Here is a 10,535-nt window from a genome sequence, read left to right on the forward strand (position 1 = left end):
AGCTCAGTGGACCTGCCCCTCGAGGTCATAAGCGATCCCATGGTGTGTCAAAGACCGACACGTCATGGTTCCGCTTATGCTTGTCGGGGCAAATCAGTCCACTTCGCTTTTCTTTGTTGCATTTCGTGTTGTGAAACCATATAATGTTAGGGTAGTACAGATGCTTACATATGTTTTTTGACATAGATTTTACGATAAAGGAGTGCTGAGTCGTGAGTTTGAAGGAATTATCCCAGGAAAGATTAGAAGAAATGGCGATGATTGATATTGCGGCAATGATACTGGAAGAAGAAAATAAAGCATTGGATTTTCGCGAGATTTTTGACCGTGTGGCTGCATTAAAAGGAGTCGAAGAAAGCCAAAAGGATGCAATGATGGTTCAATACTATACAGATTTGAACATTGATGGCCGCTTTATGACAAAAGGATCAAACCTGTGGGGTTTAAAACGCTGGTACCCAGTGGAAGAAATTGATGAAGATATTACAACAGCTCCTAAGAAAAAGAAAAAGAAAAAAGCAACGAAAAAAGTTGTTGCGGAAGACCTTGAACTGGATGACACACTTGATGAAGACGACGATATTCTAGATGAAGATCTTGGTGACTTCGATGATGAGGAACTGGAGATAGAAGCTGTCGATGACGAAGAAGATTTCGACTTTGATGATGACGAAGGAGATTTAGAAGAGACGGAAGTTGACGATGAATTTGAGGACGAAGAGTTCGATGATGAAGAGTTAGAAGAGGACGAAGAAAATTAACGAGAACTCATACTTGACTTTCTAATCTGATCTGAGTACAATTTTACTTGGGCTCCATAATTTAATGGATAATATAGCGTTCCCCTGCTACAAGGGGAGCGCTTTTTTATTTTTTCAGGAAATGATCGTATATCCAATAATCATTCGAAATAATGGCCTTGTATGCTTCGTATGTTTTTTGACAGGAAGCTAACTATATAAAAAAGCTACTAAAAAGAAAGAGGGATCAGTGTGACTAAATATATCTTTGTAACTGGTGGTGTAGTATCTTCGATTGGAAAGGGGATAACAGCAGCATCTTTGGGGCGTTTATTAAAAAATAGAGGATTGAAAGTAACTATCCAGAAATTTGATCCATATATCAATGTTGACCCTGGAACTATGAGTCCATATCAGCATGGTGAAGTATTTGTGACAGATGATGGTGCGGAAACAGATTTAGACCTTGGTCACTATGAGCGGTTTATTGATATTAACTTAAACCAGTACAGCAACATTACAACAGGGAAAATTTATTCCACTGTCATCAAAAAAGAACGTCGTGGTGATTACTTAGGCGGAACGGTGCAGGTTATTCCGCATATCACAAATGAAATTAAAGATAAAGTGTTCCAGGCCGGCAAGCAGACAAATGCCGATATTGTTATTACTGAAATTGGCGGTACAGTTGGAGACATCGAATCCCTCCCATTTATTGAAGCAATCAGACAAATTAAAAGTGATATTGGTCGTGAAAACGTCATGTATATTCACTGTACACTGGTTCCGTATATTAGAGCAGCAGGTGAGCTTAAAACAAAACCGACACAGCACAGTGTGAAAGAATTACGTTCATTAGGTATCCAGCCTGATGTGATTGTTTTACGAACAGAGCATGAAATCAGTCAGGAAATGAAAGAGAAAATCGCTTTATTCTGTGACATTGATGAAAAAGCTGTTATCGAGTCAGGAGATGCTGATACACTTTATCATGTGCCTTTAGCAATGCAGCAACAGAATTTAGACCAGTTAACTTGTGATCATTTCGGACTGGAATGCGGACAGGCAGATATGACAGAATGGAACGAGCTGGTTGAACGTGTACTTAATTTATCGAAGAAAGTAACAATTGGCTTAGTAGGTAAGTATGTTGAACTGCCTGATGCTTATATTTCTATTGTCGAGGCATTGAAACATGCAGGCTTTGCACATGATTCTGATGTAGAAGTGAAATGGGTAAACGCGGAAGAGTTATCCAGCGAAAATGTGAATCAGGAACTGGAAGACGTTGATGGAATATTAGTTCCTGGAGGATTTGGTGACCGAGGTATCGAAGGGAAAATTGAAGCAATCCGTTATGCGAGAGAAAACAAAGTACCTTTCTTTGGTATTTGTTTAGGTATGCAATTAGCTACAGTGGAGTTTGCCCGTAATGTACTAGGACTTGAGGGGGCACACTCTGCAGAGATTGACCCGTTAACAAAACATCCGATTATTGATTTATTACCAGAACAAAAAGATATATCCGATTTAGGTGGTACATTAAGACTGGGAATCTATCCTTGCCGTTTGAAAGATGGAACGAAGACGAAAGAAGTATACGGAAATGAAGATATTGTCTATGAAAGACACCGTCACCGTTTTGAGTTTAATAATCAATACAGGGACCAGATGGAGAAAAATGGATTTATTTTCTCCGGTACAAGCCCTGATGAGAAACTTGTGGAAACAATCGAGATAGCGGACCATCCATGGTTTATCGCATCACAGTTCCACCCGGAATTTAAATCAAGACCGACAAGACCTCAGCAGCTGTTTAAAGGCTTTATTGGTGCTACAGTCGAAAATAAGTAATTAATACAGCGGTGGGGAAACTCACCGCTGTTTTTTCTTAGTTAATTTGTAAAAATAAAGCAAATGTATTTCTAATATCTTTTCTTTCTTGCAGGATTTTTTCTAAAGATAGCGAAATAGATAAAAGAACATTCTATTTTTACATAGTGAAAGAGAGGGCCACATATTATGTCGAAAACAGTGCTAGTTGTTGATGACCAAATAGGTATTCGACTGTTACTCCAGGAAGTGATAACCCATGAAGGGTACCAGGTAGAGCTGGCAATGAACGGTCAGGAAGCGTTAGACAAAATTAATTCAAGGGAGCCTGATCTGATCATGTTGGATTACAAGCTTCCAATCATTGATGGGCACGCTCTGGTAAAACAATTAGTTGAAAAAGGTATAGAAACACCTGTCATTGTGATGAGTGGATTGCCGGACAGAGCAGAAGAAAAAATGAATCATTACCCGGTTGTTAAGTCAGTGATCGGAAAACCATTTCAGTTGAATGATATCAGGATAATGGTAAAAGATATCATAGATGGAAAATGCAATCAGCCAAATCGGTAATATTTCAGAAATTTTGCTAGGCAACCGCTTTCTTAACTCTGTAGTGTTGCACCTTTTGAAAGGAATTGGTATTCTATTAATGGATGCAATCAATCAGACAGATCGGTTGTTATACAAAAAATTGTCTATACTACGATTGTTGGTAGTATAACTGAGACTGTGCTTTCGATAATATCCTGTCGAAAAGCTAAGTTTTCAAATACATACCTTATAGGAGGAATAAGCAATGGCATTAGAATCAATGAAAGATATGCTTATTAAAGCGAACAAAAACGGCTATGCTGTAGGTCAGTTCAACATCAACAACTTAGAATATGTGCAGGCAATTCTTCAGGCGGCAGAAGAAGAAAAATCACCGGTAATTCTTGGTGTATCTGAGGGTGCTGGTAAATACATGGGTGGTTTCAATGTTGTAGTAGCAATGGTTACAGCAACAATGGAAGCACAAGGGACAACAGTTCCTGTAGCAATCCACTTAGATCACGGTTCAAGCTTTGAAGCTTGTGCGAAAGCAATTCACGCAGGATTTACTTCTGTAATGATCGATGCTTCACACGATCCATTTGAAGAAAACATTGCGGTAACATCTAAAGTAGTAGAGCTTGCGCATTTCCACGGTGTATCTGTAGAAGCAGAGCTTGGTACTGTAGGTGGCGAGGAAGACGGTGTAACAGGCGGTATCATGTATGCTGACACGAACGAATGTAAAGAGTTGGTTGAACGTACTGGAATTGACTGTTTAGCACCAGCTTTAGGTTCTGTACACGGTTCTTACCAAGGTGAACCAAACTTAGGATTTAAAGAAATGGAAGAAATTAATACAGTTGCGGGTGTGCCATTAGTACTTCACGGTGGAACTGGTATTCCGTTGAAAGATATTCAGAAAGCAATTTCTTACGGTACATCTAAAATCAATGTAAATACTGAAAACCAAATTCAGCAAACAAAAGTTGTTCGCGAAGTATTAGAAGCGAACCCTAAGATGATCGATCCACGTAAATATCTTGGACCAAGCCGCGACGCAATTAAAGATACTGTAATTGGCAAAATGCGTGAATTCGGTTCTTCAGGTAAAGCATAAGAATCTGGATAAGAGAAACTGCTCCTTTAACAGGTGCAGTTTCTTTTTGTGTTTACAATTATAGTTAACTAATAGTGTAATTGTAGCCTACATAAGTTATAATTGTTTTGAGTGTTTTTATTTGGGGAAAATATTGCATGAATTTGGTAAAATAGTACAAACTATTGATGGAAAAATGACGAACGAAATGATCGTTAATATAATTACCTTTGAAAAGAGAGGGATTTTGGATGCAAAAGTTGCTTGTTGAGGGTGGACACTTATTGAATGGCAAAGTGAGAATAAGTGGGGCAAAAAATAGTGCGGTTGCTTTATTGCCAGCTTCCATTCTGGCTGACTCCAAAGTGATTATTGAAGGGTTACCTGATATCTCGGATGTGGATACCTTGGGTCATTTATTAGAGGAAATCGGCGGAACGGTGGAAAAGCGCGGACAAACTTTACATATCGATCCATCACAGATGACAGCAATGCCATTGCCGAATGGGCGTGTGAAGAAGCTGCGTGCCTCTTATTATTTTATGGGAGCGATGCTTGGCCGTTTTAAGGAAGCTGTTATTGGGCTGCCAGGCGGTTGCTATTTAGGTCCGCGTCCCATTGACCAGCATATTAAAGGATTTGAAGCTCTTGGGGCAAAAGTAACGAATGAGCAAGGTGCCATCTATTTACGTGCAGATGAGCTGACAGGTGCCCGTATATATTTAGATGTAGTTAGTGTTGGTGCTACTATTAATATTATGCTGGCAGCAGTGAAAGCTAAGGGAAAAACAATAATTGAAAATGCGGCAAGAGAGCCGGAAATAATCGATGTGGCTACATTACTGACAAGCATGGGTGCAAAAATTAAAGGTGCCGGAACAGATGTAATCAGAATTGAAGGAGTGCAGGAACTGACAGGGTGTATGCATACAATTATTCCTGACCGCATTGAAGCAGGAACTTATACGATTATGGCTGCAGCTCAAGGCGAAAAGGTTCTAATTGATAACGTGATTCCGCAACACTTAGAGCCGTTACTTGCGAAGTTAAGAGAAATGGGTGTGCAGATTGAAGAAGGGGAAGAACAATTGCTTGTTCACAGGGGAGGTCCATTAAAAAGTGTCGATATAAAGACACTTGTTCATCCTGGTTTCCCGACAGACCTTCAGCAGCCTTTTACCGCTCTATTAACAAAAGCGACAGGTACGAGTGTTGTGACAGATACTATCTATCAGGCTCGTTTTAAACATATCGATGAGTTAAGAAGAATGAATGCCCAGATTAAAGTGGAAGGTGGCTCTGCCATTGTAACAGGTCCTGTCCCATTAGAAGGAGCTAAAGTGAAAGCAAGTGATTTAAGAGCAGGTGCCTCTTTAATAGTAGCAGGATTGATGGCAAAAGGAATTACGGAAATAACAGGTTTAGAACATATTGACCGAGGGTATTCTCAAATTGCAGAGAAATTATCCAACCTTGGTGCACATATTTGGCGTGAGGATATGACAGAAAAGGAAATAACACAGTTACAAAATTTATAATGAGAGACTTTTGCTCAGTGGGAGTTTTTCTCCTGAGCATTAGCGAAACTTATCAGAGTGCTTAAAGGATAAGTGGTGAAATCACCTTCATTTCGCTATGAGGGTGATTTTTTTCGTATAAATGCAGACTATATTCACGCGTCCAAACTTTAAATACCTCTGTCCCTGTGAGGAAAAATTCTGAATTTGTCTGTTTCGGGAACAAATTCTATCATTTGGGAAGCGGGGGAGTGAGTTTTTCAAAATATTTGTTGAATATCTATCTCGAACCATGTACTATATAGTAAGGATATAAATCTACTTTACCAATTGCTTCATTGCTTTCCGTAGCGTGAAGCTAAGTACAGCTTCCATCTCATACTCTTCTTGAGATTAATTCGATAATCTCGGTACTCCTTTTTTGAGTTTCCAAGCATTGTTTGACCATAAAAGTAAGTAGAATGAAATATTAGGTTCTGAACCGCTTTGATCACATTTAACCAAAAGTGGATGATGGAACCGTTTTATATAAAATTATAATGAATATAGGTGTGGTGATTTTGTGAGTGAAGTAACAATCTCGGAATTAGAACAGATGACATTAAAAGACCTTTATGCGAAAGCAAGAGAATTTAAAGTGTCTTATTATGCGAAATTAACAAAAAAAGAACTGATCTTTGCCATTTTAAAGGCACAGGCAGAAAAAAGCGGTTATTTATTTATGGATGGAATATTGGAAATTATCCCGACAGAAGGGTTTGGTTTTTTACGGCCGATAAACTATTCGCCTAGTGCAGAGGATATCTATATTTCTGCTTCACAAATCCGCCGTTTTGATTTGCGGAATGGGGACAAGGTATCTGGTAAAGTTCGGCCGCCAAAAGAAAATGAACGTTATTACGGATTATTGCATGTAGATGCGGTGAATGGAGAGGATCCGGAAGCGGCAAAAGAAAGGGTGCATTTTCCTGCATTAACTCCATTATATCCAGACCGTCTCATGAATCTCGAAACAGAAACAAAGCAAATTTCCACAAGAATTATGGATTTGTTAACACCAGTCGGTTACGGACAGCGTGGGTTGATTGTTGCACCACCTAAAGCAGGGAAGACAATGCTGTTAAAACAAATTGCAAACAGTATCGCTACAAATCACCCTGATACAAAACTGATTATATTGCTTGTTGATGAGAGACCGGAAGAAGTAACAGACATTGAACGGTCGGTAGCTGAAAATGTTGATGTGGTAAGTTCCACATTTGATGAAGTACCTGAAAACCATATTAAAGTAGCGGAATTAGTACTGGAGCGCGCAATGCGGCTCGTGGAACATAAGAAGGATGTTGTCGTTTTAATGGATAGCATCACAAGACTTGCACGTGCTTATAACTTAGTTATCCCTCCAAGCGGACGTACACTTTCCGGTGGTATTGACCCGGCGGCATTCCACAGACCGAAACGATTCTTCGGTGCTGCACGTAACATTGAGGATGGCGGAAGTTTTACTATTCTTGCAACTGCACTTGTTGAGACAGGATCACGGATGGACGATGTTATTTATGAAGAGTTTAAAGGAACGGGAAATATGGAGCTTCATTTAGACCGTAACCTGGCACAGCGCCGGATTTTCCCTGCCATTGACATTTTACGTTCAAGTACAAGAAAAGAAGAATTATTATTATCCAAACCACATTTAGATAAAATGTGGGCAATAAGAAAGAGTATGCAGGACTCACCTGATTTTCTTGAACGCTTTTTACGTAAACTCCGCTCAACGAAAAACAATGAGGAATTCCTTGAAGTTCTTGAAAATGAAATGAAACGAAAAGGAACAGCGAAGAAACAGTAATAAATCTATGAATAATTACAATAAATTCTTCTTGCATTCCAGTGGCTGGATTGTTATAATTCATCTGTATGAAAAAAATGCGTGAATCGCATAATTTAACTCTGTTTCCTAAGGATTCAGGGCAAAAGGAGTGGACAGACATGAGACAAGGCATTCATCCAGAATACCGTAAAGTTGTATTTCTTGATACAAGCTCTGACTACAAATTTCTAGGCGGATCTACAAAAACTTCTGAGGAAACAATTGAGTGGGAAGATGGAAATTCTTACCCATTAATCCGTGTAGAGATCAGCTCAGCTTCTCACCCGTTCTATACTGGTAAGCAAAAAGCTGACAAAGTCGGTGGACGTGTGGATCGTTTCAAGAAAAAATACAACCTTGGCTAATAAGGTATTTTTTCAAGAACAAACCTAACAGGATACGAAATCCGATTAAAACAGGCAAATCAAATAATGATTTGCCTGTTTTTTATCGTTTGATAAGAAGAAAAATGTACAATCTAATATATATGCTTGAAATGGAGAGGGGAAGAAAAGGTGGCACAATTGTTCTTTAAGTATGGTGCAATGAATAGCGGTAAATCTATTGAAATATTAAAGGTGGCACATAATTATGAGGAGCAGAATAAACCGGTACTGATATTTACCTCAGGAATCGATGACCGCGATGAAGTGGGCTATGTATCCAGCCGTATCGGTCTCCGTCAAAAGGCGCTGCCGATTTTTGAAGAAACGAACTTGTTTGAAGTCGTGCGAAATGATCCGCAAAAGCCTTATTGTGTCCTTGTGGATGAAGCACAGTTTCTGAACAAACAGCATGTACTGCAATTAACGAAAATTGTGGATGAATTGGATATTCCCGTCATGGGATTTGGTCTCAAGAATGATTTCCGGAATGAATTATTTGAAGGTAGTAAGTATTTCTTGTTATATGCAGATAAGATTGAGGAAATGAAAACAATCTGCTGGTTCTGTGAGAAAAAAGCGATCATGAATCTGCGGGTAAATGAAGAAGGAAAGCCTGTTTATACGGGAGAGCAAATTCATATCGGAGGCAATGACTCCTACTATCCTGTATGCAGGAAATGTCATGCAAATCCGCCTCTGTAATATTATTACATACAAAAAGCCTTGGAAATTCCAAGGCTTCTTTCCTATATATTATAAAACTGATTTTTACCAGCTTGCTTTTTTAAATCCAGGAATTTGCCCTTTATATGCATATTCGCGAAGGCAGATTCGGCACAATTGAAATTTTTTCATAACACTATGTGGTCTGCCGCACTGTTTACAGCGGGTGTATTCGCGAACCTGATATTTTTGAGGCTTCTGCTGTTTGATGACTAAAGCTTTCCTTGCCATAAGCGGTAACCTCCTTTTAATAAATTGTTGGAGAAGTATTATACCATATTTCGAGCGTAAATCAAGCATAATTTTACTCAGAATGGGAATGTAAATAATGATACACATATGGATTATTACTTGAAAGAGGGAGAGATTTGATGGTACAAAATCAAGAAGAGCAAAACAGTCATAATTTTACTGAAACAACTGGAAAAACTTCGACAGCAAAACTGGAGAAAAAACCAGTACAGATGAACCGTAATATAAAATTGAAGGAAATTCAGGATCAGGTAATCGTAATAACAGGTGCTTCCAGCGGGATAGGGTTAGTTACAGCAAGAATGGCTGCGTCACAGGGAGCTAAATTAGTTCTTGCTGCTAGAAACGAAGAAGCATTACAGCAATTAGTAGATGAATTAAGGAATCAGGGAAATTCCGCAGTTTATGTCAAAGCAGATGTCGGAAATGAAAACGATATAAACAAAATTGCAGAAACTGCGATCAATGAGTACGGTCGTTTTGATACATGGGTGAATAATGCTGGTGTAACGATTTACGGACATGCAATGGATGTAAGTACAGAAGATATGAAGCGCATGTTTCAAACAAATTTCTGGGGTGTCGTATATGGATCAAAAGCAGCAGTAAAGCATTTTAAAGAAAGAGGCGTTCCTGGTGCTTTGATTAATGTTGGAAGTCTCTTTGGCGGTAAGGGTGACGTTCTCCAGTCAACATACTCAGCAGCAAAATTTGCTGTACATGGATGGACAGACAGTATCAGGATGGAACTGGAGAAAGAAAATGCTCCAGTATCTGTTACATTAATTCATCCTGGTCGAATAGACACACCATATAATGAACATGCAAGAAGCTATTTAGATAAACAGCCGGCACATAAGGGAATGATTTACCCGCCAGAGGCAGTAGCAGACGCTATCCTATTTTCTGCAGCTAATCCAAAAAGAGATATGTACATTGGGTCACAGGCTAAGATTTATGAATGGCTTGGTTCTCTGATGCCAAGACTCACAGATAAATTAGTGGAATGGTACTTGTACCCTACACAGCATGATAGCAGACCTTCAAAGACAACGAGAGAAAGCGCCTTATATCATAAAGGCTACGGCATGCACGAGCGGGGAACGAACAAAGGATGGATGCGCTCAAACAGTATGTATGTCAAAGCAAGCAAACGTCCAATGCTGACACTTGCACTAGCAGGAGGAGCAGCAGTAGCATACTCTGTTATGAAAAAGAGGAAATAGTCTGGTTGGAAACGACAGGAATCTCCGGATGATCGTATTTTTTCAATGGAGTGGTGTGCACTGAAGGCTATGACGTTTTGAGAAAATTTGAGTGAAGACGTTCAGAGGAGGACTGAAAGTTATCGCGTCCGGAAAACTTTGAGTGAAGTCGTTCGGAGCAGGTCTGAAAGCCGTCGCGCCCGGAAAACTAGGAGCGAAGTTGTTCGGAGCAGGTCTGAAAGCCATGGCGTCTAGAAAAGCAGGAGCGAAGTCGCTCGGAGGAGGTCTGAAACCCGTCGCGTTCGGAAAACTTTGAGCGAAGTCGTTCGGAGCAGGTCTGAAAGCCATCGCGCCCGGAAAACTTTGAGCGAAGTCG

The 10,535-nt window shown here is 39.6% G+C and carries 10 protein-coding genes; 9 read left to right on the top strand and 1 reads right to left on the bottom strand.

What is annotated here, in order from left to right:
• Positions 1-212 precede the first annotated feature (212 nt).
• From rpoE to BMW36_RS19965, 8 genes are all read left to right on the top strand, one after another.
• The gene (gene rpoE, locus BMW36_RS19930; protein WP_089744405.1) at positions 213-761 is read left to right on the top strand and encodes a DNA-directed RNA polymerase subunit delta; all 549 of its coding nucleotides are present in this window, start codon (positions 213-215) and stop codon (positions 759-761) included.
• A 231-nt stretch (positions 762-992) separates the two neighbouring features.
• The gene (locus BMW36_RS19935) at positions 993-2,594 is read left to right on the top strand and encodes a CTP synthase (RefSeq protein WP_089744406.1); all 1,602 of its coding nucleotides are present in this window, start codon (positions 993-995) and stop codon (positions 2,592-2,594) included.
• Between the two features lie 168 nt (positions 2,595-2,762).
• Positions 2,763-3,146, top strand: coding sequence for a response regulator (locus BMW36_RS19940; RefSeq protein ID WP_089744408.1), 384 nt, complete (start codon positions 2,763-2,765; stop codon positions 3,144-3,146).
• 226 nt (positions 3,147-3,372) lie between these two features.
• Entirely contained in the window at positions 3,373-4,227 is an 855-nt protein-coding gene (fba, locus tag BMW36_RS19945) for a class II fructose-1,6-bisphosphate aldolase (protein ID WP_089744410.1), read from the top strand.
• Positions 4,228-4,457: 230 nt separating this feature from the next.
• Complete coding sequence (locus BMW36_RS19950; RefSeq protein WP_089744412.1) at positions 4,458-5,744, top strand: UDP-N-acetylglucosamine 1-carboxyvinyltransferase; 1,287 nt, start codon at positions 4,458-4,460, stop codon at positions 5,742-5,744.
• Between the two features lie 541 nt (positions 5,745-6,285).
• Positions 6,286-7,572 carry a transcription termination factor Rho gene (gene rho / locus BMW36_RS19955; RefSeq protein WP_089744414.1) on the top strand — a complete coding sequence of 429 codons (1,287 nt, stop codon included), beginning with the start codon at positions 6,286-6,288 and terminating at the stop codon, positions 7,570-7,572.
• Positions 7,573-7,712: 140 nt separating this feature from the next.
• Positions 7,713-7,958, top strand: a complete 246-nt coding sequence (locus tag BMW36_RS19960; RefSeq protein WP_089744416.1) for a type B 50S ribosomal protein L31 — start codon at positions 7,713-7,715, stop codon at positions 7,956-7,958.
• 150 nt (positions 7,959-8,108) lie between these two features.
• The gene (locus tag BMW36_RS19965; RefSeq protein WP_089744418.1) at positions 8,109-8,681 is read left to right on the top strand and encodes a thymidine kinase; all 573 of its coding nucleotides are present in this window, start codon (positions 8,109-8,111) and stop codon (positions 8,679-8,681) included.
• 66 nt (positions 8,682-8,747) lie between these two features.
• On the opposite strand, the gene BMW36_RS19970 is transcribed toward BMW36_RS19965, so the two are convergent.
• On the bottom strand, positions 8,748-8,933 hold the full coding sequence (locus BMW36_RS19970; protein ID WP_089744420.1) for a type Z 30S ribosomal protein S14: 186 nt from the start codon (positions 8,931-8,933) through the stop codon (positions 8,748-8,750).
• Between the two features lie 140 nt (positions 8,934-9,073).
• On the opposite strand from BMW36_RS19970, the gene BMW36_RS19975 reads away from it, so the two are divergent.
• Positions 9,074-10,180 carry an SDR family oxidoreductase gene (locus BMW36_RS19975; RefSeq protein WP_089744422.1) on the top strand — a complete coding sequence of 369 codons (1,107 nt, stop codon included), beginning with the start codon at positions 9,074-9,076 and terminating at the stop codon, positions 10,178-10,180.
• The last annotated feature ends 355 nt before the right edge of the window (positions 10,181-10,535 follow it).

It is taken from the genome of Gracilibacillus ureilyticus, from assembly GCF_900111195.1.
Taxonomy (GTDB): Bacteria; Bacillota; Bacilli; order Bacillales; family Amphibacillaceae; genus Gracilibacillus; species Gracilibacillus ureilyticus.

Excerpts from the sequence above, each read along its gene's own strand:
- BMW36_RS19960 (WP_089744416.1), top strand. The coding sequence starts at position 7,713 with ATGAGACAAGGCATTCATCCAGAATACCGTAAAGTTGTATTTCTTGAT.
- BMW36_RS19975 (WP_089744422.1), top strand. The coding sequence starts at position 9,074 with ATGGTACAAAATCAAGAAGAGCAAAACAGTCATAATTTTACTGAAACA.
- BMW36_RS19940 (WP_089744408.1), top strand. The coding sequence starts at position 2,763 with ATGTCGAAAACAGTGCTAGTTGTTGATGACCAAATAGGTATTCGACTG.
- BMW36_RS19970 (WP_089744420.1), bottom strand. The coding sequence starts at position 8,933 with ATGGCAAGGAAAGCTTTAGTCATCAAACAGCAGAAGCCTCAAAAATAT.
- BMW36_RS19950 (WP_089744412.1), top strand. The coding sequence starts at position 4,458 with ATGCAAAAGTTGCTTGTTGAGGGTGGACACTTATTGAATGGCAAAGTG.
- fba (WP_089744410.1), top strand. The coding sequence starts at position 3,373 with ATGGCATTAGAATCAATGAAAGATATGCTTATTAAAGCGAACAAAAAC.